Here is a 22,493-nt window from a genome sequence, read left to right as displayed (position 1 = left end):
GTGGCGATCAATGCGACGATCGCGATGAGTCTCCTTCTTATCACGCTGATTGGCACTGAGCTCGGTTATCTGTTTTTCATGAAGCGTGAATTTCAGAAATCGGCAGATCTTGCTGCCCTGGCGGGAGCACAAGCGATAGTTCCTGCAAGCTGCACAGAAGCAAAGAGCGCCGCGATTGCCAATGGATCGCAGAACCTTCCAAATGGATTTCAGCTGACCGCGGCAGACATCACGTGTGGACACTGGGATCCGGATCCGTCTAAGCCCCCCGTACACCGGCATTTCTCTGCTGACGTTCAGCCGTTCAATGCCGTCCTCGTATCCATACAAAGAACACCGAGTCTTTTGTTACCAAGGATTCCCGGAAACGAACCCCGGCAGCTTGCAGTCGAAGCTGTAGCAGCAAAAGCCGATGCTTCAGCAGCATTCTCCGTTGGATCAAGACTACTGCGAGTTGACGGCGACTCGACCTTAGGCGCGCTATTGAAGGCAATCGGTCTCAACGTCGACAACACAATCGTTTTGGGTTACGAAGGTTTAGCAAGTGTCAAAGTGACGCCCGGTGGATTGCTATGCGAACTCGGCGCTTGCGCATCCGCAGACGTCACGGTAGCAGGCCTCAACTCGCTTCTGGATACCAACCTGACACTAGGCCAACTCCTCGACGCCATCGTAAGAGCCGGCAACCGCGACGACTTGGTAGATACAAATCTCCTGTTGATATCGGCCATCAAGGCCAAGCTCGGCGTCACCGGTCTCAACGACGTCAGGCTGGGATCACTCACGAATGCGCCGAGCCTTTTCGCGAGCATCACCACGCCGGATGCAAGCTCGGCGCTCGCGACTGAGATCAATGCACTAGATCTGATTCAGTCTGCCGTCGGCGTTGCGACAGGCGGTCGCGCTGTCGATGTTCCTGGTTCGAATATTTCTCTTCTGGGGCTGGTCAAAGTGACAGCCAAAGCTGGATTGGTAGAGCCTCCGTCTTTTGCTATCGGAGTCAAAGGAATCAGTGCTTACACCGCTCAGGTTCGTACGTTCATTCATGTACGGAGTGACGGAGTACTCAGTTCTCTACTGAGCATCAACTTGCCCATTGCACTTGATCTCGTCGCAGCCAAGGGAACGCTGATAGATCTGTGTACGCCCGAACTGTTGTCCGTTTCTGGTAAGCAGCGTGCGGAGATAGCTGTGGATGGCGCTATTCTCAAAGGATGCATTGGGAAGATATCGAACAGCACCGGTTCGCAAGATTGCTCCCTTCCGTCAAGCGACCCGAGATACCAAGCGTGCTTCGATAATTTGCTCTTCTCCAAGAAGGACGCATGCGAGCAGAATCTTTCCAATCTCGAATTGGTCAATATTCTGGGTCTTCTAAAAACCACGAACAGCGCGCAAATCAACACTTTGCCAATTCAGCAGCCGACCACAGTAAAACTGGAAGAGGGGCAAACAGAAACTGTCGGGAACAGCCTAGATGTGGGTACGTCGGTGTCGAATCTGGTTTCCCAGCTGACAAATCTACTATTTGGTGGCTCGCCTCCGGCCACGCCACCTAGTTCGTCAGATATAACAAACTTGGCGACTCAAATATGGAACGATAGCGGCAAGCCAGTTGCCGACGGAGGTGCTGGTTGCACGGCTAACACCACGGCTTGCAGAGCTGCGCGGTTAGACAACGCCCGAGAGCGGATTGCCGAGGCTGCAGAACAAAGTGGCCTCCTCAGCGGCTTGCTGAACGGTATCGGAGACCTGCTCGGTGCTATCGGTGGACTTGTGGGCGGGGACGGCTGCAGCTTCACCGGACTTCTGGGATCTACGTCCAACCAGGGCTGCATAGACCTCCTAAAGAGCACTCTCAGCAAGAACAGCAGTTCTAGCGTTGGTGGTACGGTTTCGAACGCGTTGGCAGTGGCAACCGGCCTGCTCGAGCCAGTACTCGATGCCTTGGGCAGTACCGTTCTGACTCCTTTGTTGCGGGACTTTCTCGGTATCCACCTGGGTGAGGTCGACGTGAAACTGCACTCGCTCCAGTGCAACAACGCCAAGTTAGTGTATTGATCAACCGATGACGACCTTGGACTCCACTTTGCATTCATGTCCGTCTGGCAGCACCGGATCGACTCGGCCGAATCCGGGCTTTTCGCAGCGCCTTCATTAGAAGATCTTTGGTTTCCACATGAGTTCTCCCCCCAACTTCGACGAACTCGACCTCTTTGTCTGGGAAGGCAAGGCCGACATCCTCGACCGTATCGCGCGGTGCATGGCGAGCTTCGACGTGGAGGTGATCCGTGCCGACGGCATGCCGGTGCCGCAGCAGGAGCGCGGCACTGCCCTTCGGCCGTCGGTTGCCATCATCAGCGTCACGGTCATCGACAGCGGGGCGCTGGCGCATGCGACCGAGTTGCTGCAGGGCATGCCGGTGATCTGGGTGGCGGCGGCGTCGCGCGAGCGTGATTCGCGCACTTACCCGCCGGAGTACCTGCATGTTCTGCCGTACGACTTCACCTGTGCCGAGTTGCGCACCATGGTGGCAAAGCTGGTGCGGCAGCTGCGCGCGCGCGACGTAGCGCCGCAGGCGCCCGACGTGCTGGTGGCGCATTCAGACGCGATGAAATCGCTGCTTGCCGAAGTAGGTGTCTTTGCCGACTGCAACCACAGCGTGCTGGTGCGCGGCGAAACGGGTGTGGGCAAGGAGCGCATTGCGCAGCAGTTGCACCTGGGGCACCAGCACTACAGCAAGGGCGCGTTCGTGGCGGTGAACTGCGGCGCCATTCCCGACGGCCTGTTCGAATCGCTTTTCTTCGGCCACACCAAGGGCTCGTTCACCGGCGCGGTGCATGCGCATCGCGGCTATTTCGAACAGGCGACAGGCGGCACGCTGTTTCTCGACGAGATCGGCGACCTGCCCAAGTACCAGCAGGTCAAGCTGCTGCGCGTGCTCGAAGACAACGCGGTCACGCGGCTGGGTGCCACGGCGCCGGTCCGGGTCGACTTTCGGCTGGTGGCCGCCACCAACCGCAACCTGCGCGAGATGGTGGCCAATGGCGAGTTCCGCGCCGACCTGTTCTACCGGCTCGCGGTGATCGAGCTGCATGTGCCCAGCCTCGAAGAGCGCGGCGAGATCGACAAGATCGCGATCTTCAAGGCGCTGCTTGCCAATGTGCTGGGCGACGAGCTCGAGGCCTTGGGCGAAACGCCGCACTGGCTGAGCGATGCGGTGGCGGAAACGTACTTTCCCGGCAATGTGCGGCAGCTGCGCAACCTCGCCGAGCGGGTGGGCGTGATTGCGCGGCAGCTGCATGCATGGGACCAGAACCTGATCCAGCGCGCCATTGCGCTCACGCGCGGCACGCCGACACCCACGCCAGGCTCAGCCGAAAGAAACGGCCACAACGGCAGCGCCAGCGGCGTGGCGCTCGACGCCAACGGCGACCGCAAGGGATGGAACGGCAGCGAGCGCAACCGCATCATCGCGGCGCTGGAGATCAACGACTGGAAGCGCCAGGACACCGCGCAGCATCTGGGCATCAGCCGCAAGGTGCTGTGGGAAAAGATGCGCAAGTATCAAATTTTGGACGGAGAGCCGGGCATCCCCGAGGACGCCTGAGCCCCTCGCCCCTCGCCCCTCGCCCCTCATCAGCGCTCCGCCAGGCGGGCGGTCCGTCGCAGCGGCGGGTTCGCCGCAGCCGCTGTGGCGCCGCGGTCGACAACAGGTTCGCTGGCACAGCTTGAGTTGCTCGAGATGCACAGCGCGGTGAGCAGGCCATCGTCGCTCAGGGCCGGCCGGCTCGGCGGGCCGAAGATGCGGTCGATCCACGCGTTGCCGGCTTCGGGCTCGATGCGCAGTTCGCCGGTGGTGCGCGCCAGGCGCAGCTCCGAAATGCGCAGGTCGAACACGGCATCGACATAGTCGAACAGCAGGTTGTAGTAGTCGAGCTGCGCGTCGAGCACGGCGGGCAAGGTCTCGCGGCCGAACTCCATCAGTCGGCGCCGGCCGCGAAAGGCCTGGCCCGATGTGCTCACCGCTTCCATCAACTGGCGCTCGCGCTCGCGGCCAGACACTGTGCGAGCCCATGAGGCCGACGTGAGCTCCAGCAGATTGAGCTTCACTCCTTCGAGCTTGGCTTCCTGGTTGGCAACCTCGGCCAGCGCGGACTTCAGGCGCAACTGGCGGTCGAAGCCGTTGCCGAAGTTCCAGTTGAGCTCGAAGGCCGCGCGTGTCGGGTCTTGCGGCGACACGCCGCGCGGGTCCTTGCTCTTGACCAGCACCGCGTCCACCGTCGGGTAGATGCTGGCCTCCTGCTGGTCGACAAGCGCCTGGGCCCGTGCGACGCGGCCCTTGGCCTCGGCAATTTCGGTGCTGCGCTCCTCGGCGCGGCGCAGGGCTTCTTCATGCGAGGCGATGCGCCACAACGCGGGCGCCGCGAGCACGGGCAGCGAATCGGTATTGGGCGTGAACTTGAAGTAGGTGTTGAACTTGGCCACCGCCTCGTCGCGCTGCGCCTGAAAATCGGATTCGCGCGCGGCCACGCTGGCGCGGCGCGCGGCCGCCATGTTCAGGTCGTTCTCGCCCGCGGCACCGAGTGCAACGCGCCGGGCCTCGGCCTTCGACAACTCGGCCACCACTTCGGTGGACTTGCGCGCGATCTGCTTCTTCAGGTCGAAGCGCTGCACCTGCAGATAAGCAGTCAGCGCATCGAGCACCACCTTCTGCGACGTGGTCACCACCGCCTCGTCGTCGGCCTGGTTGCCGGCTTCGGCCGCGCGTACCGCGGCGCTCATGGCACCGCCGTCGATCAGGCTCACGCGCGCCTCGGCGGTCAGCACGGTGTAGTTCTCGGTCTTGGCGTTGGCCGCGCCGCTGTTGTAGTTGCCCGAGGCGGTGCCCATCTTGAAGCGCGGAAAGCGCGCCTTCTTGGCAGCGTCCACGCTGAAGCTGCTGGTGTTGGCGGCCGCCTGCGCGGTCTGCACTTCAGGGTATTCCTGCGACAGCGCGACCAGCGCCTGCTTCACGCGCTGGGCATAGCTTGCGGCGCCGATCGACGGAGTAGAAAGGCGGCGCGCCGGCACCAGCTGCGCAGGCGCATCTTGCGCGATGGCGGCGCCCGGCGGCAGCGCGAAGCTTGCGCAAAGCGCTGCACAGAGAGCGCCGCGGCCCATGCGGCGCGGGCTTGACGATTTGCTGCTCCTCATGGTTCGCGAAACGCTTCGCGCCGCAGCTTGAGCACGGGACGAAGGATGTACCAGATGAACGGATCGGTTCCCACTTTCAGGTCGACCTCGGACTCCATGCCGGCGGTAACGCGGTTGTCCTGGTGCCCCACATAGGCCTGCCCGGTGCTCACCAGGATGCGGTAGTAAGGCGCCGCGTTGGCCACGGCCGGATCGCGGTCGGCATCGGCAGCGACCAGCGTGACCTTGCCGTCGATGGCGCCGTAGCGCAGGTAGTCGTAGGCAGTGATCTTCACGCGCGCGGCCTGCCCCACTTCGACAAAGCCGCGGTCGTTCGGATTCAGGCGCGCCTCGATCATGACCTCGTCCTTGTCGGGCACCACTTCCATGATGGCCTCGCCGGGCTTGATGACCCAGCCCGGACTGGCGCTGCGCAGGCCCTTGACGATGCCGTCGGCGGGCGCCTTGACGATGGTGCGGGAGCGCTGGGTGCGCGCGCGCGCAAGGTCTTCGCTCAGGCTTGCGAACTGGCGCTCCACGGTGGCCAGCTCGTCGGAGGCGCGGCGGCGAAAGCGCCCTTCGGCCTCGGCCATCTTGGCCTGTGCCTCGGCAATGGCCGCACTGGCGGAAATGGCGCCCTGGCGTGCCACCGCGAGTTCGCTTCGCACGCCTTCTACCAGCCTGCGCTTTTCGAGCACCTCGACCTGCCCGACCAGTTTTTCGGCCAGCAGCTGCTCCGAAATTTCGAGCTCCTTCTGCATCAGCGCCAAGCGGTCGTTCAGGCCCTTGACCTTGGCCTGCTGTTCGAGCTCCTTGCTGCGCGCCTGTTCGAGCCCCGACACCGCGCCGGCCATTACGCCGCGCTGCTCGAGCGCGCGTGCTTCATACGCGCCGGTTTCGCCGTCGAGCACGCTCTCGTCGATGTCGGCCGCAAAACTCTCGCGCTTGAGCGGCTTGCCGCGGCTCTCGGCGATGAGGCGGATGCGGGTGGCTTGGGTGGCCGCATAACGCGCGGTGAGCTCCTCGAAATTGAGGCCGCTGCCGCCCAGGTCGATCTCGACAAGCGACTGGCCCTGCTTCACGCGGTCGCCTTCCTTCACCAGCACGTTGCTGACAATGCCGCCTTCCAGATGCTGGATCGACTTGACGCGGTCCGAGGGGATCACGCGGCCGGGCGCCACCACCACCGTCTCCATCGGAAAGCCCAGGCCGACGACGGCCAGCACGGCCACCACGCCGCCGATCACCCACTGTCGGCGCCGGCCCTCGGGCGATGCATGCGCCGCGCGCTTTTGCTCTTCGTCCTGGAGTATCTGCGGCAGATCTGATTTCAAGTCGCGGTCCCTGTTTGTTCTTGATCGCCTGGCTCAGGCCATGGAGCGGTTCGCCGCGGCGGCGCCCTGCGAGTGCGCATCGGCGTCGCCGTCTCCCGCGGCCGGATCGCTCAGCGTCACCAGCGCCTTCTTCACGCCGAATAGCTTCGGCACCATCACGGCGGCCGTTCCCTGTTCGACATTGCCCTGCCCCGTGACGTGATAGACCACCGTGGCCGCCGACACGATGCGCAGCGAATGCGTGACCACCACCACGGTGCGCACCTTGGCCACCGCGAGCAGCGTGGCGAGCAGCGTGCGTTCGCTCTGAAAATCGAGGTCGTTGCTCGGCTCGTCGAGCACCAGCACAGAGGGCTTGCGCAGGAAGCTCATGGCCAGCGCCAGCTTGCGCCGCTCGCCCACCGAAAAGCCCGTGCCGCCTTCGCCCACCACGGTGCGGTAGCCGTCGGGCAGCTTCGAGATGAAGTCGTGTGCGCCCGAGAGCTTGCACGCCGCCACCACCTGCTCGTCGCTCTGCCCCGGCGCCGTGCGGCGCATGGTGTCGATCAGCGGCCCGCCAAACCAGTACACCTCTTGCGAGAGATAGCTGATCCAGCGCGAGAGCTCTTCGCGGCCGAACTGCGAAAGGTCGTACTCGCCGATGCTGATGACCCCGCGCGTGGGCGTGTACAGGCCCGAGAGCAGCTTGACCAGCGTCGACTTGCCGGCGCCGTTGCGTCCGACGATCACATGCAGGCCGCCGGGCCCGATGTCGAGATCGACGTTTTCGAGCACCGGCTTCTGCGCGGCTTCGGTGAAGCTGAAGCTCACGTCCTTGAACGTCACGCGGCCCAGCGGCTGCGGCAGCGTCATGCCGCTCGGCGGCTTTTCGACCGGCTCGGAAAGCACCTTCTCGAGCCGCTTGGCCGCCTCCTTGGCCGCGGCCAGCGAACGCCAGCTCGAGACCAGCCCCGCCACCGGCTGCAGCGCCTTGAGGGCCAACATGTTCGAGGCGACCAGGCCGCCCACCGTCATCCACTGCTCCATGACCGAGACAGCGCCCACCGTCACCACAATGACCGAGAAGACCGTCAACAGCACCGTGGTGCCGTCGCGCGCGGATTCGATCTGGCCGTTCTTGCTGAAGCTCTCGCTCAGCCAGGCGTTGTAGGTCTGGCGCCACATCTCGATGGTGGGGCCGTCGTTCGACTGCGTCTTGAGCGTTTCGCGCGCATTGCAGATCTCGGAGGTCATGCGGTCGAGGCCGCGCCCGCGCTGCACTTCTTCCACCCGGCCGGTGCGCACTTCATCGGCCCACCACCAGGCCAGGAAGGCCATGACACCCAGGAACAATGCGACCACCGGCAACACCGGCAAGGCGACGATGCCGATCACCACCAGCGCGAAGATCGCCATCGGCAGATCGAAGATCGATTGCGCAAGGCCGCCGCTGACCGTGCCGCGCACCGAGGCCACATCGCGAAAGAACTGGTGCCAGATGGAGGCCGGCCGCGCTTCGAGTGCGCGCAATGGGCGGTTCAGCATCGAATTGAGCAGCGCACCCGACACGCCGTGATCGATGATGGCACCCGCGTTGCGCAACAAGCGCGAGCGCCGCGCGCGCAGCCAGAACTCGAGGCACAGGAAAAACAAGATGCCGCTCACCAGCGCGGCCAATGTGGAGATGCCGCCGCGCGAGAGCACGCGGTCATACACCTGAAGCAGGAAGATCGACGGCAGCAAGCCGAAGAGGCTGATGGGCAGCGAGCGCCAGGCCGCGCTCTTGACCAGCGGGTAGGCGTCACGAAATGCCTTGTTCAGCGCACCTGCATACGGACTCGCGCCCGGCGCTTCGGGCACATCGGCAACCAGCTGGCTGGGCAAGAGAAACTTGATCATGGGAAATAGCCGATCCGTCGGGCAGTGACGCCTCGATGATTATCAACTGTTACCCTGCTGTTACAAGCAAAATCTACCCTTACACGCCGCGGCATCGCGGCGCTCGCGCAGCCTCCTGGGTTGCCTTTCCGTCGAGGGCAGCGACAGGCTTCAGCATGCCTTCGGCCGCCACGCAGCCAGCGTGTTTTCTGCCTACCGGACGAGCGTCGTCCATGGGGAGTCCCTTGGCCAGCACCAGTGCGATGTTGGCGCACAGCAACATGCAAACAAGCCAGGCGCCAAGCAACTGCAGCCAGCCGAGCCACCAGCGGCGTGCGGGCGCCGCAGCCTCTGCTGGATAGCGTTGGACGGGCAGTGGCAGATACGCGCTGGATTTCATGGCAGTGCTTTCAAAACCCGGGCCAGCCGGGACAGGCCGACGCCTGCGGAACTCTTGGCCAACACCCAGTCGCCCGGCTGCACCAGGCCTCCGAGTGCGGTCGACAAATCGGAGACATCGACGAACCAGTGCGACCGGACCTTGGTGCGGATGCGCGCATGCAGCGCCCGCATGAGCGGGCCGCACAGCAGCACGCGGTCGGGTTGCGATGCGAGCAGCTCGGGCTCCAGGTCGAGGTGATGCCGCTGCGCGGCGGGGCCGAGCTCCTGCATGTCGCCGAGGATCGCCACGCGGCGCGCCGGCTCGCAGGGCGCCTGCGACAGCAGCTCGAGCGCGGCGCGCATCGAGCTCGGGTTGGCGTCGTAGGTCTCGTCGATCAGCTTGAAGCTGCCGCCGCCTATGTGAATGGTGTGCAGCGCACCGCGTCCGCCCGGCGGCTCGAAATGCGCAAAGGGCTCCACCGCGGCGGCCAGCTTCAGGCGCATGGCCTGCAATGCCGCAAGCACGGCCACGGCGCTTGCGCCCATGTGGCGCCCGGGTGCGTTGAGACGCAACTGGAGCGGTTCGCCGAGCACCTGGGCCTGGACCTCGCCGTGATCGAAGGCGAGCAGCCGCACGTCGGCGTCCTTGTGCTCTCCGTAGGTCACGATCTGCAGCTGCTGCGCCATCGCGGCCTCCGCGAAGGTCGCGAATTCGGGAATGTCGCGATTCAAAACGGCGCTGTCGCCAGGCGCCATGCCCTGGAAGACGCGGCTGTCCAGGCGCGCCGCGGCCTCCGACGGGCCACGCGTTTTTTGCGAAGCCGCCGAAAGCCCCGTGACCACCGCCAGCATCGGGCGCACCAGCTGCGCCGAGGCCAGCATGTGCGGCGAGCCCATCTCGAGCACCCAGTAGGCGGCGTGCCGCGGCATGCAGGTGAGGTTCCAGGCAATGCCCGAAGGCAGGCTCACATTGCCCTCAGGCCGGGCCACTTCACCCCACACGGCCAGCGCATCGGAGAGCATCGCGGCCACGGTGCTGCTGCCGGCGCCGCTGCCCAGCACGCCGCAGACGCGCCCGCCGAACTCGGTACGCGCATGCGCGCCCAGCGCCAGCACCGCCTGCAGCACGTCGGGCACCTGGAGCACGGGCACGCGCTTGTCGAGGTGCGGCGCGGCATCGGTACACAGCACCGCGGCGGCCGGCTGCAAGACGCCCTTGAGCGCCACCGCGGCCAGCGACGTCTTCGAAGGGCGCACCTGGTGCTCGAACACCACGCGCCCCTTGCGCAGAAAAGAGCGCTGCGTCACGCCGGTGGCGCGCCAGCCCTCCTCCGGCCGCACGACCCATTCGCCACCGGTGACGCGCGCCATCTCGGTCGCGCTCCACGCGGCGCCGTCGTCCCTTGCACTGCCGGCGGCGGCACCAGGCACTGCGCGACGCTCGAGCAGGTAGCGGTGGTAGGCCGCCAAGCCCGACACGTACTGCGCCACGTCGTCCACGCGCACGCGGAAGGCGTGGTGCCGGGTGAAGAACGACCCGACGACGGTGGACGGCCTCCGGAAGTACATCGCGATCTCGGGCCAGAAGAAGCCGTTGAGCAGGTAGTGGGCGCGGTACTCGAGCGCACGGTGGAATTTTTCGGTGTCCAGCTCTTCGAGCAGGTGCCGCATTGCGGGCATGCCTTCGAGCCGCTGCAGCATCTGTTGTGCGGCAAGCATGAGCTCGAGCAGCGTCGGAAACGTGGTCTTGCGATCGAGCACGAAGTCCAGGTAGCCCGCCACGTTCTGCAGGCCGAAGCGAAAGTACTTTTCCTGCGGGCTCCAGCGCGTGAGCTCGTTGACGCAGCAGCTCAGCCCATGGTCGTGCGCCTGCCAGTGCTGGCTTGCAATGAAATGCTCGAACGCCTTCTCGACCGCTGCGAGCCACCGCGCATCGCGCGTGAGGCCGTACAGGCGCATGAGGCCCAAGGCCGCCTCGCCGTCGTAGTAGATGGCGCGCGAGGCCTGCTTTACCGTCAGGTCGACGGCATGCAGCACGTGGTTGAAGCGGCCGGTGTCGGTGTCCTGCATCGCCACGATGCCCAGCGCCAGCTTTTCGAGCAGCGGCAGCCAGTGGCGCGTATCGGTCGCCTCGCAGTACTTTGCCAACGCGAGCACGCAGGCAGCATTGCCGCTCAGCTTGATCTCTTCACCGGCTTCGACGAGAAACGCGGCTTCGCTGCCGTCCGCGAGCCTGTAGCCGCGTATGAACCAGTTCGAGAGATGGTCCAGCCCGCGGTCGATGGCGGCCCGCAGCTTGTCGTCGCCCGCGAGTTCCCACGCCTCGATCATGGCGTGGAGCACCCTCGGGTGGCGCGTGAGGTCGTCGGTCGGAATGCGGCGGTCGAAGCACGGAAAGTAGCCGTAGGCGAACCGCCCGTCGGCCTGGACCTGCCGCGCGAGATAGGACGCGCCGGTGCGCACGAGATCGAGCACCGACTGCGGAGTGAGCGCGGGCGCCTGGCGCCGCCCTGCATCGAGCCCCGTTCCCACCAGCTTGTGCACCACGCAGTCGGGCTGGCAGAAAACACCCACCGTGGCCAGCAGGTAGACCGGCCGGTCCGCCGGCAGGTCGAGCAGGAGCGTGCGTGCAAAGCGCGCCTGGCCGTAGCTCTCGAAGTTGCGCATGTTCACCACCGCATGCGCAATGGTCGAGTCGGCATAGAGCATGGCGTTGGCATTGAGCTCCTGCTCGGTGAATGCCGTCTCGAAGTTCTTGTCGAATGCCAGGCCGAGCCGGAAGTAGTTGCGCTTGACGGCCGCGAGCTGGGCCTTGAACTGGGCCCAGTCGATGGGGCTAGCGCCCTCGACCCAGTCGATGCGCAGCCAGGGTGACACGATGCCGTTTTCGCGCACCCAGCGCGCGATGGTCACGGCGCCTTCGCGCCATGCGGTCTCGAACTCGGCCGCGCGCGCATGCACCACGTGCGCGCGCTGCGACCCGTCGCTGACCGAGAAGAAGAGCGTGAACGCAGGATACGGCGCCGGCAGCGCCGCGCACACCGAGACCAGGCGCTCGTGGCAGGCGTGGAGCTGGTCGGAGAAGGACATCATTCGGCCTCGATCGAATACGGGAGACCGATCGCGCCCGTCATGTGCTCTCGCTTTTTTGACGCAGCGGACCGGAAGCTCCCCTCGAAGGCATCGCAGATCTCCGGATTTCAGCGGTAGCTGAATTCGGCTCGGCGATTGAGCTGATAGCCCTCCTCGGTGGTTTCAGGGGACGCGGGCTTTTCGATGCCCCAACTGACGGCCTCGATGCGCTCCGCCGGCACGCCGAGTTGGGTGAGCGCGCGCTGCACGGATTCGGCCCGGCGCTGGCCCAGCGCAAGGTTGTATTCGCGGCCGCCGCGCGAGTCGGTATGGCCTTCGATCATTACCTTGCTGCCAGGCCGGCTCCGCAGGAAGTTCGCATGCGCCTCCACCACGCTGCGGTACTGCGCCTTGATGTCGTATTTGTCGAAGTCGAAATACACGATCTTCGCTGCGGCCGGGCTCTCCTGCACTGGCGGAGCGGGCGGAGGCGGCTCTACCTTGGCCACCGGGGTGGCCTTGTTCGAGTAGTAGTACGTCGCGTCTTCGCGTCCGCTCTTGGGGCCTGTTCCGCAGGCGGCAAGGCTTGCCCCCAGTGCGACGACGGCCAGTATCCGGGAAGTGTTTTTCATGTTCGGTCCTTTTCGCGCGGGGCAGGCCGGTAAGGCCTGCCCCTTGCTTTGTTTTTCTTCTCCTACTGCTGCCCTTGTTCCTTAGCCCAGCAAGCCGTGCAGGATGTTCGTGACCGGAGTCAGAACGCTGCCGGTGCCGGCTGCCTGATCGACCAGGCTCGTGATCGGGGTCACGACATCGGTGACGATCGGTGCGGCTTGTTCCACGGCGTCCACCAGGCCGGCGACCGTCTCGACCACCGGCGCGAGCGTCGGGGCCGTGCCGGCCAGGATGTCGGTAACCGGCTCGGCCACCTCGGACACCGCGGCGACCACCGGCTCTAGCGTCTCGCCCACGGAGCCTGCGGCGTCGAGCACCGGGTCCAGGATGTTGGCAACCGGGTTGGTGTCGCCCAGCACGCCGCCAAGCAGGCCGCCGTTGCCGAGCAAGCTGCCGACAAGGCCCTCATCGCCCACGAGACCGCCGAGAAGGTCGCCACCGAGGACGTCGCCTCCCAGAAGATCGCCACCGAACAGGCCGCCGACGACGCCGTCTTCGCCGAGCACACCGCCCAGCAAGTCACCGCCGAGGAGGTCACCGCCGACCAGTCCGCCGACGATGCCGTCTTCGCCGAGCACACCACCCAGCAGGTCACCGCCGAGGAGGTCGCCGCCGAGGAGGTCGCCGCCGAGCAGGCCGCCCACGATGCCGTCTTCACCGAGCACACCGCCCAGCAGGTCGCCACCGAGGAGGTCGCCGCCAACCAGGCCGCCCACGAGGCCGTCTTCGCCGAGCACGCCGCCCAGCAGGTCACCACCGAGGAGGTCACCGCCAACCAGGCCGCCCACGATGCCGTCTTCACCGAGCACACCGCCCAGCAGGTCACCACCGAGGAGGTCACCGCCGACCAGACCGCCCACGATGCCGTCTTCGCCGAGCACGCCGCCCAGCAGGTCACCACCGAGGAGGTCACCGCCGAGCAGGCCGCCGACAAGGCCGTCTTCGCCGAGTACGCCGCCCAGAAGGCCTTCATCGCCCAGCACGCCATCGAGCGCACCGCCGAGCAGTGCATCTTCGCCGCCGAGCAAGCCACCCAGAGGGCTGTCTGCCAGCAAGCCGCCGACCACGCCGCTATCGCCAAGCAGGTTGTCCACCACTCCGTCCTGGCCCAGCAAGCCGCCGGTGAGGCCTTCGCTGCCCAGCAGGCTGGCGAGGGCTCCGTCGCCTCCCAGCAGGCCGCCGACCAGGCCGTCACCGCCGACCAGCCCGCCAAGCGCGCCATCGCCTCCGAGCAAGCCGCCCAACAGGCCCTCTTCACCCAACGGGCCACCAAGCAGGCCACCCAGGACGCCTTCGTCGCCCAGGAGCCCGCCAACCAGGCCATCGCCGCTCATCACGCCGCCAAGCAGGCCACCGACGACACCGTCTTCAGCAAGCAATCCGCCCAAGGCGCCGTCTTCTGCCAGCAGGCCGCCCACGAGGCCCTCTTCGCTCACCAGGCCCGCCACCAGGCTGTCGTCGCCGAGCAGGCCTTCGACCACGTTCCCGACCACGCCGCCATCGCCGACGAGATCGTCGATGACGCCGTCCAGGCCGAGCGCGGTGGTCGCGCCGATCAGGATGCCGTTGTCGCCCAGGAGGTTGTCCAGGCCGTTCTGAAGTGCGTCGGTCACATGGTCGACCTGGCCGACCAGCGAGTCGGTGGCGCCTTCGCCGAGCAGGCCGTCGAGCACGGGGCTGACCACACCGTTGACGCTGTCGAGCACGGTCTCGGCGACATCGTCCACGGGGTCGAACTGGTTCGGATCGTCCCGCGTGAATTCGGAGCCGAACACCGGCGCAACGAGGTCGTCGATCAGGTCGGTCGTGCCGTCGAGGACGCCGGAGACGGGGTCGAGGGAATCGCCCAGACCGAGGTTGCCGTCCGTTGAGTCGACCACGCCGCCCAGGAGGTTGTCGCCCGGGTTCAGGAGGGCGTCGCCGTCTGCATCTGCATCTGCATCTGCATCTGCATCTGCATCTGCATCGGCGTCGGCGTCGGCGTCGGCGTCCGCATCGGCATCCGCATCGGCATCCGCATCCGCATCGGCGTCCGCATCGGCATCGGCATCGGCATCGGCGTCTGCATCGGCGTCAGCGTCCGCGTCGGCATCCGCATCGGCATCGGCATCGGCATCGGCGTCGGCATCGGCGTCGGCATCGGCGTCGGCATCCGCGTCAGCGTCGGCATCGGCATCCGCATCCGCATCGGCATCGGCATCGGCGTCAGCGTCAGCGTCGGCATCCGCATCGCCGTCCGCATCGGCATCCGCGTCAGCATCGGCATCCGCATCGGCATCCGTCTCACCGCCGCCGACGAAGAACGGAATCGTTCCACCGTCGCCGCCGCCGCCACCGCCGAGTGCGGCACCCAGGCCTGCGGCGCCCAGTGCGCCCAGCGCGAATTCGCCCAGGCCGAGGCCGCCGCCTGCGGCAACCTTCTTTGTTACGGCCAGCGCGGCCGCATCGGCATCGCTGTCAGGCGGGGTCACCTGCAGGTCGCCCGAGGCGACGTCCACGTTCACTTGTTCGAGGCCGCCGGGCAGCTTGGTCGAGCCGATGGTGGCGTCGGTGCCGCCGGTGAAGACGCCGGCCAGCGGTGCCTTGTTGGTGGCCGAGCCGGGGAACAGCACGTTGGCCTGGCCGCCTTCGGGAACGATCACGCGGTCGCCCGCCATCAATGTCTGGTTGCCCTCCACCGGAATGCGGACGCCTTCGCGCATCACGGTGACGCCCGGCGTAGCATTGGACAATGTGCCGATGCCGGCAGGCGCCGCGGTTGCGGCGGGCGCCATCGAGCTGGCTGCGGCGGGAGCGCCGAGCGGCATGCTGGTGGCTTGGGCGATGACCACGGGAGCCACGCCACTGGCGGCGGGTCCTTCGGTCGAAACGGTCGATGCTTGGGGTGCGTTCATGGTTGGCCTCTGTGACAAAAGATGCATGTACAGGGGCAACTGGCGTGCCAAATCGTTAACAGATGTTCGCCGCCGCATCACAAACGATGCAAGTCTTTGATTTACATGAGTATTTTTTTAATTTCCGGGTCAAGAGGTCCGGTCAGAAACAGCCCTCGCGGGGGTGTTTTGCCCGTTCGTTACGTAACGATGTAACGTCGTGCTACCGGAACATCGGGCACGTTCAGAGCCCGTCCACACGCGGATTTCTCCCTCTCCCTTCTTCTCTTTTTCGGTCCCCCATATAGATATGTTCAATCCCTCCCAGGAAGACGTGCGCCGCTTCTTCTGCGACGTGTATGCGAAGCACCGGCAAGGCTTGCCGATGGAAGCCCTCGAGACGATTGCCGCGGGATGGATCGACGCGCACCCCGAATACCACGAGGACCTGGCCGATGCCGACGCGGCGGTCGCGCGCGTTTACGACGGCGCGAACGGCCGCGAGAACCCGTTCCTGCACCTGTCGATGCATCTTTCGATCAGCGAGCAATGCTCAATCGACCAGCCGCGCGGAATCCGCCAGGCTGTCGAGCTGCTGGCCGCGCGCCGAGGCTCGCTGCTAGACGCACATCACGAGGCCATGGAGTGCCTCGGCCAGATGATGTGGGAGAGCCAGCGCGCCGGCCGCCCACCTGACGGCGATGGCTACGTCGGCTGCGTGCAGCGCCGGGCAACGAAGGACTAGCCGGCCTTTCGGGAAGGCAGCGCTCCCTGCTGCTTCGCGCCCTCGCGCAGCAGGGCGGCCATGGCGCCGCGCAGGGCGGAAGGCTCGGCCTCGCTGCGCAGCAGCAGGCCCACGGGCTCGTCGGTGCCCGCGGTTTCTATGCGCAGCCTGATCAGGCGCGCGTCGGCCAGTTCCCCGCGCGCAGCGCCCAGAGGGGTGATCCACACCGCATCGGAAACCGCCAGCAGGCCGCGCGCCACCGCAACGTCGAGCGTCTGCAGCGCATTGGCGGGCAACGCCAGGCCGCGCGCGGACAGGAAGCTTTCGGTGTTGTGGCGCGGGATCGTGCCCTCGCCGTACACCACGAGCGGATAGCCGAGCACCGCCTGCACCGACACCGCCCGGGCGGGCCGCACCGCGAGCGGATGGCCGGCGCGCACGGCAAACACCAGCGGCTCGGTGTAGAGCAGCTCGAAGCTGAGCCCGCCCATCAAGCGTGGGTCGCTCATGCGGCCGACCACCAGGTCGAGCTCGCCGGCGCGCAGTTCATCGAGCAACACCGGGTTGGCCGCAGTCTTCACCACCACCTGCACCGCGGGCCAGCGCTCGCGAAAGCGCGCGAGCGCCATGGGCAGCAGGGCCGGCGCCACGCTCGGCAGCGCGCCGATACGCAGCCGCTCGACGCGCTCGCCCGAGGCGGGCGCCACGGCCTCGGCGCTGGCGTCGAGCGCCTCGAGCACGCGCAGGGCATGGGCCAGCAGTTGCTCGCCGGCCGGTGCGAGCCCCTGAACGCCGCGCCGGCCAGCCTTGCTGCGCTCGACCAAGCGCGTGCCTACGATGGATTCAAGTTCGGAGAGCGTCTTGGAAACCGCCGGCTGGCTCAATGAAAGGCGCTCCGCGGCGCGCGCCAGATGGCGCTCCTGCGCCACCGCGACAAGGCAGCGCAGGTGGCGCAACTGCACGTTGCGCACAAAATCCTGGCGAAGGTCGGCGGTGTTTTTCAATTACCGTTGGTTATTCAGAACGAATCAATCTTCAATTTACATCATCGGACGGGACTTCTAAAGTCCGGGTTCCGGATTCGATCCGTCCCCACGACAGGAGACAACGACATGTTGACCAACACAAAGGCCAAGACCCCCTCGGCCATCCTCACGCCGCGCGACTGGGAAGCCCATCCCTCCTACGTCTACCCCGGCTACAAGTCCACCGTGAAGCGCGGCCCGCAAAAGCCGCTGGTGCCGCTGAAGGCCTCGCTGGGCGAGCTGCAGCAGCCGGTCTATGGCCACGACAGCATCGGCGAGTTCGACCATGACCTGACGCGCAACGCGCGCAAGAACGGCGAGCCGCTGGGCGAACGCATGATCCTGACCGGCCAGGTGCTCGACGAGCGCCGCCGCCCGGTTGCCAACACGCTGGTGGAGCTCTGGCAGGCCAATGCCTCGGGCCGCTACGTGCACAAGGTCGACCAGCACGACGCGCCGCTCGACCCCAACTTTCTGGGCGCGGGCCGCTGCCTGACGGACAGCGAAGGCCGCTACCGCTTTCTCACCATCAAGCCCGGCGCCTACCCGTGGGGCAACCATCCGAACGCCTGGCGTCCGCAGCACATCCACCTGTCGCTGTTCGGCCAGAGCTTTGCGAGCCGCCTGGTCACGCAGATGTACTTTCCCGGCGACCCGCTGCTGCAGTACGACCCGATGATCACCGGCACGCCCGAGCGCTACCGCAACCGCCTCATCGCCGATTTCAGTCTCGACATCACCGAAGAGGGCTACGCGCTGGGCTACCAGTTCGACATCGTGCTGCGCGGCGCCGACGAAACGCCGTTCGAGAACCGCTGAAAGGATTTCCCATGCCATTGATGACCGCCCAGGAAGCCGACTTCGGCCAGACCCCCTCCCAGACGGTGGGCCCCTACTTCGCCTACGGCCTTACCGCCACGCAATACGGCTACGACTTCAACCAGCCTTTCGACGCCGTCGTGGCGCTGGACAATGCCGCGGGCGAGCGCATTCGCCTCGAAGGCCGAGTGCTCGACGGCGACGGCAACCCGATCGGCGACGCGCTGGTCGAAATCAGCCAGGCGGACGGCGAAGGCCGCTACCCGCTAACCCCGGCAGAGGCCCGCGAAATGGGCTTTCGCGCCTTCGGACGCGCGGGCACGGGCACCGATCCGCAGAGCCGCTTCGTGTTCCACACGGTAAAGCCGGGCGCTGAAACGCCGGGCGAAGCCCCGCACATCAACGTGATCGTGCTGATGCGCGGCCTGCTGCTGCATGCGTTCACGCGCGTGTATTTCAGCGACGAGGCTGAGGCGAACGCAAAAGACGCAGTGCTGGCCAGCGTGCCGGCCGAGCGCCGCCACACGCTGGTTGCCGAGCGCGTGGAGCGCGGCGGCGCGGTGAGCTACCGCATCGACATCCGCATGCAGGGCGCCGACGAAACGGTGTTCTTCGACGTCTGACCGCGGGGAAACCCGCAGGCGCAAAAAAGCCCGCTCGAAGCGGGCTTTTTCTCGTGCACGGCAGGCAACTCTGCGTTGTGCCGCAGGGCCTTGGCTGGTTACTCGCCGCCGCTGCGGTGCAGGCGCGATTCAGGCACCGTCTTGAGCTCGCCCGGCAGTGTGCTGATGTAGTTGGCAAGCGTCTTGAGTTCGGCGTTGGTGAACTTCTTGGGCTCGACCTGCTGCGCCATGACCGCGTTCGAACGGCCCAGGTGCAGGTTGTTCTTGACGCGGTACGACTTGAGCGCCACGAAGAGGTAGTCGGCATGCTGACCGGCCAGCTTGGGCACCGTGCCGTCGTTCGGCGTGTTGAAGTTGGCGCCGTGGCACTTGGTGCAGCTGTTGTCCTTGTCGCGCGACACCAGGGCCTGGATGTTCTCAGGCATGGGCTTGGCCGTTGCGGCCGGGGGCGCATCGCCTTCCTTCAGGCCCAGCTGGCTGTAGTAGGCGGCAATGTCGGCAATGTCCTGCTCGCTCAGGCTGTCGGCAATGGCGCGCATGGTGGGGTGCTTGCGGTCGCCGCCCTTGTAGGCGGTGAGCGCGGCAGAGATGTAGCTGGCGCTCTGGCCGGCAATCATCGGTACCTTGTGGATCTCCGGAAAGCTGGCCTGGTAGCCAATGATGCCGTGGCAGCCCACGCACATTGCCACCTTCTTGGAACCGTCCTGGGCCTTGCCCGTGACTTGCTGGGCTTGCGCCGAGACCGTCACGCAAGCGACAGCGAAGGCAAACATCGTGGTCAACAACTTGTTCATTTTGCGCGCACAATCTCGTGGAGATACAGTTTTTCGAATCAACATTCGATTATATGCAAGGGTCTTCCAAGACCCCCGGCAAGCCGCCCAAGAGGTTGCGCGAAGCGAATCGAGTGTGTTCTTTTCTCCACCCTGCCTCCTCCACTTGCTTCCCGTTCACTCATGAAATTCAAGGGCTCAGACAATTACGTTGCCACCCAGGACTTGATGCTGGCCGTCAATGCCGCCATCACCCTCAAGCGTCCGCTGCTCGTCAAGGGCGAGCCCGGCACCGGCAAGACCATGCTGGCAGAGGAAGTGGCCGAGTCGCTCGGGCTGCCGCTCCTGCAGTGGCACATCAAGTCGACCACCAAGGCGCAGCAGGGCCTGTATGAATACGACGCGGTGAGCCGCCTGCGCGACTCGCAGCTCAAGGACGTGGACGGCGGCGAGCGCGTCAAGGACATCCAGAACTACATCGTCAAGGGCGTGCTCTGGCAGGCCTTCACGGCCGACCAGCCGGTGGCGCTTCTCATCGACGAGATCGACAAGGCCGACATCGAGTTTCCGAACGACCTGCTGCGCGAGATCGACCGCATGGAGTTCTACTGCTACGAAACGCGCGAACTCATCCGCGCCAAGCACCGGCCGGTGGTGTTCATCACCTCCAACAACGAGAAGGAGCTGCCCGACGCCTTTTTGCGCCGCTGCTTCTTCCACTACATCAAGTTCCCCGACGCCGAGACGATGAAGCACATCGTCGCGGTGCACTTCCCCGGCCTGAAGCAAGAGCTGCTCACGGCTGCGATGAAGACCTTCTACGACGTGCGCAACCTGCCGGGCCTGAAGAAGAAGCCCTCCACGTCGGAGCTGCTCGACTGGCTCAAGCTGCTGGTGGCCGAGGATATTCCGCTCGAAGCCCTGCAAAGCAAGGACGACAAGGTTGCGGTGCCACCACTGGTGGGCGCGCTGCTCAAGAACGAACAGGACGTGACGCTGTTCGAAAAGCTCGTCTTCATGCAGCGGAACAACCGATGAGCGAATCGCCACGGCCGCATCCCACGGGCCAGCTGCTCAAGCTGGGCGTGGCCCAGGCGGTGCTGTTCGTCATCGGTGCGCTGCTCGGCCGGTGGGTCGGGCTGCTGCTGGGCCTCGATGCCTTCGGCCCCGGCGGCTACGGCAACAAGGAGATCTTCGGCATCCTGCTGATCGGCCTGGGCGGCGGCGGCGGGGTGCAGATCGCACGCGCCTGGTATGTGCGCAAATACGGCAATCCGAGAAGCTGAAACTCAGGGGTGTGTGAGATGGCGTTTGTCGAACCTGTCACGCTGAAGGCCCGCGACATCGCGCTGGTGCCACTGTCGCTCGACCACGAAGAAGGCCTGCGCGCCGCGGCCGCCGACGGCGAGCTCTGGAAGCTGCGCATCACCTCCGTGCCCGAGCCGCACGAAACCCGCGCCTACATCGAAGCCGCCCTGCAGGGGCGCGAAGCCGGCCACCGCTTTGCCTTTGCCGTGACCGAGGCCGAAACCGGCACCGTGCTCGGCAGCACCAGCTTTCACGACATCCTGCCGGGCGTGAAGCGGGTTGAGATCGGCTACACCTGGTACGCCAAACGCTGCCAGCGCACGCACGTCAACACCACCTGCAAGCTGCTCATGCTGACGCATGCCTTCGATACCCTCGGCTGCAACGTGGTGGGCTGGCGCACCGACAATTTCAACTTCGCTTCGCAGCAGGCCATCGAGCGGCTCGGCGCCAAGAAAGACGGCGTGATTCGCGGACATGCCATGCGCCGCGACGGCACGATCCGCGACACGGTCATGTACAGCCTGCGCTCGGGCGAATGGCCCGAGGTGAAGGCCCAGTTGCTCTACCTGCTCGACAAGCCGCGAAGCTGAACGAAGTTCAAGGAAAGAAAAGCCCGCCATGCTGATCGATTTCTTCTACACGCTGCGCTCGGCCAAGCTGCCGGTGTCGGTCAAGGAGTACCTCACGCTGCTCGAGGCGCTGCAGGCCGACGTGGTGGGGCCCAACTCCGACGGCGCCTTTGGCCTGGACGACTTCTACTATCTCTCGCGCACCGCGCTCGTCAAGGACGAGAAGCACTACGACAAGTTCGACCGCGCCTTTGCCGCCTACTTCAAGGGCGTGGAAATGCTGGCCGACTTCACCAAGGAAGTGCCGCTCGACTGGCTGCGCAAGACGCTGGAGCGGGAATTCACCGCCGAGGAAAAAGCCAAGATCGAGAGGATGGGCTGGGACGAGCTCATGGAAACGCTCAAGAAGCGCTTCGAAGAGCAGAAGGAGCGCCACGAGGGCGGCAACAAGTGGATCGGCACCGGCGGCACCTCGCCCTTCGGCCACGGCGGCTACAACCCGCAGGGCATTCGCATCGGTGGCGCGGGCAAGAACAAGAGCGCCGTGAAGGTGTGGGACCAGCGCGCCTACAAGGACTACGACGACAGCCAGGAACTGGGCACGCGCAACATCAAGGTGGCGCTGCGGCGCCTGCGCAAGTTTGCGCGCGAAGGCCATGACGAAGAGCTGGACCTGGACGACACCATCCACTCCACCGCGGCCAATGCGGGCTACCTCGACATAAAGATGCGGCCGGAGCGCCACAACAACGTGAAGGTGCTGCTGCTGATGGACGTGGGCGGCACCATGGACGAGCACATCCAGCGGGTGGAAGAGCTGTTCTCGGCCGTGAAGACCGAGTTCAAGCACCTGGAGTTCTACTACTTCCACAACTGCGTGTACGACTTCATGTGGAAGAACAACAAGCGCCGCTTCTCCGAGAAGTTCGCAACCTGGGACATCCTGCGCAAGTACAACAAGGACTACAAGCTCATCTTCGTCGGTGACGCGACCATGAGCCCGTACGAAATCCTGCAGCCCGGCGGCAGCGTCGAATACAACAACGAGGAAGCCGGCGCCGAATGGATCCAGCGGCTGACGCATGCGTTTCCGAAGTTCGCCTGGATCAACCCCGAGCCGCAGGGCGTGTGGCAATACCGCCAGAGCATCGCGGTAATGCAGCAGCTCATGTCCAACCGCATGTACCCGCTCACGCTGCGGGGCCTCGAAGAAGCAATGCGAATGCTTTCGAAGTAAGCCGGCGTGGGTGGGGCGGACCTGTTTCCGGATGCTTCCGGAGCCCGC

The 22,493-nt window shown here is 65.4% G+C and carries 18 protein-coding genes; 9 read left to right on the top strand and 9 right to left on the bottom strand.

From position 1 onward, the window contains the following. Positions 1-2,061, top strand: a complete 2,061-nt coding sequence (locus V9L21_RS17725; RefSeq protein WP_337314069.1) for a TadG family pilus assembly protein — start codon at positions 1-3, stop codon at positions 2,059-2,061. 118 nt (positions 2,062-2,179) lie between these two features. Further along, the gene (locus V9L21_RS17720) at positions 2,180-3,610 is read left to right on the top strand and encodes a sigma 54-interacting transcriptional regulator (protein WP_337314067.1); all 1,431 of its coding nucleotides are present in this window, start codon (positions 2,180-2,182) and stop codon (positions 3,608-3,610) included. Positions 3,611-3,639: 29 nt separating this feature from the next. Here V9L21_RS17720 and V9L21_RS17715 read toward each other — a convergent pair whose 3' ends face one another. From V9L21_RS17715 to V9L21_RS17685, 7 genes are all read right to left on the bottom strand, one after another. Further along, on the bottom strand, positions 3,640-5,196 hold the full coding sequence (locus V9L21_RS17715; protein WP_337314065.1) for a TolC family protein: 1,557 nt from the start codon (positions 5,194-5,196) through the stop codon (positions 3,640-3,642). After that, complete coding sequence (locus tag V9L21_RS17710; protein WP_337314063.1) at positions 5,193-6,509, bottom strand: HlyD family type I secretion periplasmic adaptor subunit; 1,317 nt, start codon at positions 6,507-6,509, stop codon at positions 5,193-5,195. Before V9L21_RS17710 ends, V9L21_RS17715 begins: the two co-directional genes overlap by 4 nt. Before the next feature lie 33 nt (positions 6,510-6,542). After that, entirely contained in the window at positions 6,543-8,387 is a 1,845-nt protein-coding gene (locus V9L21_RS17705) for a peptidase domain-containing ABC transporter (RefSeq protein WP_337314060.1), read from the bottom strand. A gap of 79 nt (positions 8,388-8,466) precedes the next feature. Continuing rightward, positions 8,467-8,766 (bottom strand): hypothetical protein, encoded by a 300-nt coding sequence (locus tag V9L21_RS17700; RefSeq protein WP_337314058.1) that lies wholly within the window; start codon positions 8,764-8,766, stop codon positions 8,467-8,469. Continuing rightward, complete coding sequence (locus tag V9L21_RS17695) at positions 8,763-11,840, bottom strand: glutamate ligase domain-containing protein (protein WP_443305107.1); 3,078 nt, start codon at positions 11,838-11,840, stop codon at positions 8,763-8,765. The genes V9L21_RS17700 and V9L21_RS17695 overlap by 4 nt, the downstream gene beginning before the upstream one ends. Before the next feature lie 107 nt (positions 11,841-11,947). After that, entirely contained in the window at positions 11,948-12,451 is a 504-nt protein-coding gene (pal, locus tag V9L21_RS17690; RefSeq protein WP_337314054.1) for a peptidoglycan-associated lipoprotein Pal, read from the bottom strand. 81 nt (positions 12,452-12,532) lie between these two features. Further along, positions 12,533-15,385, bottom strand: a complete 2,853-nt coding sequence (locus V9L21_RS17685) for a hypothetical protein (protein ID WP_337314052.1) — start codon at positions 15,383-15,385, stop codon at positions 12,533-12,535. A gap of 289 nt (positions 15,386-15,674) precedes the next feature. On the opposite strand from V9L21_RS17685, the gene V9L21_RS17680 reads away from it, so the two are divergent. Continuing rightward, positions 15,675-16,109 carry a DUF1841 family protein gene (locus tag V9L21_RS17680; protein WP_337314050.1) on the top strand — a complete coding sequence of 145 codons (435 nt, stop codon included), beginning with the start codon at positions 15,675-15,677 and terminating at the stop codon, positions 16,107-16,109. Here the strand turns inward: V9L21_RS17680 and V9L21_RS17675 are convergent. Continuing rightward, a complete protein-coding gene (locus V9L21_RS17675; RefSeq protein ID WP_337314048.1) occupies positions 16,106-17,092 on the bottom strand; it encodes a LysR substrate-binding domain-containing protein in 987 nt (328 codons plus the stop codon). The two genes, V9L21_RS17680 and V9L21_RS17675, sit on opposite strands and share 4 nt — an antisense overlap. Positions 17,093-17,200: 108 nt before the next feature. On the opposite strand from V9L21_RS17675, the gene pcaH reads away from it, so the two are divergent. Beyond that, positions 17,201-17,932 (top strand): protocatechuate 3,4-dioxygenase subunit beta, encoded by a 732-nt coding sequence (gene pcaH / locus V9L21_RS17670; protein WP_126747138.1) that lies wholly within the window; start codon positions 17,201-17,203, stop codon positions 17,930-17,932. Between the two features lie 11 nt (positions 17,933-17,943). After that, on the top strand, positions 17,944-18,555 hold the full coding sequence (pcaG, locus tag V9L21_RS17665; protein WP_337314046.1) for a protocatechuate 3,4-dioxygenase subunit alpha: 612 nt from the start codon (positions 17,944-17,946) through the stop codon (positions 18,553-18,555). Positions 18,556-18,653: 98 nt separating this feature from the next. On the opposite strand, the gene V9L21_RS17660 is transcribed toward pcaG, so the two are convergent. After that, positions 18,654-19,349, bottom strand: a complete 696-nt coding sequence (locus V9L21_RS17660; RefSeq protein WP_258502355.1) for a c-type cytochrome — start codon at positions 19,347-19,349, stop codon at positions 18,654-18,656. A gap of 162 nt (positions 19,350-19,511) precedes the next feature. Between V9L21_RS17660 and V9L21_RS17655 the strand changes: the two genes are divergently transcribed. From V9L21_RS17655 to V9L21_RS17640, 4 genes are read left to right on the top strand one after another with little or no spacing between them, the layout of a single operon-like run. After that, positions 19,512-20,366 carry an AAA family ATPase gene (locus V9L21_RS17655; RefSeq protein ID WP_157615886.1) on the top strand — a complete coding sequence of 285 codons (855 nt, stop codon included), beginning with the start codon at positions 19,512-19,514 and terminating at the stop codon, positions 20,364-20,366. Further along, positions 20,363-20,614: a hypothetical protein gene (locus V9L21_RS17650; RefSeq protein WP_337314044.1), complete on the top strand. Its 252-nt coding sequence runs from the start codon at positions 20,363-20,365 to the stop codon at positions 20,612-20,614. Before V9L21_RS17655 ends, V9L21_RS17650 begins: the two co-directional genes overlap by 4 nt. Before the next feature lie 18 nt (positions 20,615-20,632). Continuing rightward, on the top strand, positions 20,633-21,229 hold the full coding sequence (locus V9L21_RS17645) for a GNAT family N-acetyltransferase (protein ID WP_337314042.1): 597 nt from the start codon (positions 20,633-20,635) through the stop codon (positions 21,227-21,229). Between the two features lie 28 nt (positions 21,230-21,257). Further along, entirely contained in the window at positions 21,258-22,445 is a 1,188-nt protein-coding gene (locus V9L21_RS17640; RefSeq protein WP_337314040.1) for a vWA domain-containing protein, read from the top strand. Positions 22,446-22,493 lie beyond the last annotated feature (48 nt).

It is taken from the genome of Variovorax sp. CCNWLW235 (genome assembly GCF_037204085.1).
Taxonomy (GTDB): Bacteria; Pseudomonadota; Gammaproteobacteria; order Burkholderiales; family Burkholderiaceae_C; genus Variovorax.
Note: the sequence above shows the minus strand (reverse complement) of the source record. Positions and strands in the feature narration are given on the sequence as shown.

Coding starts and splice junctions, on each gene's coding strand:
- V9L21_RS17695 (WP_443305107.1), bottom strand. CDS start 11,840: ATGATGTCCTTCTCCGACCAGCTCCACGCCTGCCACGAGCGCCTGGTC.
- V9L21_RS17685 (WP_337314052.1), bottom strand. CDS start 15,385: ATGAACGCACCCCAAGCATCGACCGTTTCGACCGAAGGACCCGCCGCC.
- pcaG (WP_337314046.1), top strand. CDS start 17,944: ATGCCATTGATGACCGCCCAGGAAGCCGACTTCGGCCAGACCCCCTCC.
- V9L21_RS17680 (WP_337314050.1), top strand. CDS start 15,675: ATGTTCAATCCCTCCCAGGAAGACGTGCGCCGCTTCTTCTGCGACGTG.
- V9L21_RS17650 (WP_337314044.1), top strand. CDS start 20,363: ATGAGCGAATCGCCACGGCCGCATCCCACGGGCCAGCTGCTCAAGCTG.
- V9L21_RS17705 (WP_337314060.1), bottom strand. CDS start 8,387: ATGATCAAGTTTCTCTTGCCCAGCCAGCTGGTTGCCGATGTGCCCGAA.
- V9L21_RS17700 (WP_337314058.1), bottom strand. CDS start 8,766: ATGAAATCCAGCGCGTATCTGCCACTGCCCGTCCAACGCTATCCAGCA.
- V9L21_RS17655 (WP_157615886.1), top strand. CDS start 19,512: ATGAAATTCAAGGGCTCAGACAATTACGTTGCCACCCAGGACTTGATG.
- pcaH (WP_126747138.1), top strand. CDS start 17,201: ATGTTGACCAACACAAAGGCCAAGACCCCCTCGGCCATCCTCACGCCG.
- V9L21_RS17715 (WP_337314065.1), bottom strand. CDS start 5,196: ATGAGGAGCAGCAAATCGTCAAGCCCGCGCCGCATGGGCCGCGGCGCT.
- V9L21_RS17645 (WP_337314042.1), top strand. CDS start 20,633: ATGGCGTTTGTCGAACCTGTCACGCTGAAGGCCCGCGACATCGCGCTG.
- pal (WP_337314054.1), bottom strand. CDS start 12,451: ATGAAAAACACTTCCCGGATACTGGCCGTCGTCGCACTGGGGGCAAGC.
- V9L21_RS17640 (WP_337314040.1), top strand. CDS start 21,258: ATGCTGATCGATTTCTTCTACACGCTGCGCTCGGCCAAGCTGCCGGTG.
- V9L21_RS17720 (WP_337314067.1), top strand. CDS start 2,180: ATGAGTTCTCCCCCCAACTTCGACGAACTCGACCTCTTTGTCTGGGAA.
- V9L21_RS17660 (WP_258502355.1), bottom strand. CDS start 19,349: ATGAACAAGTTGTTGACCACGATGTTTGCCTTCGCTGTCGCTTGCGTG.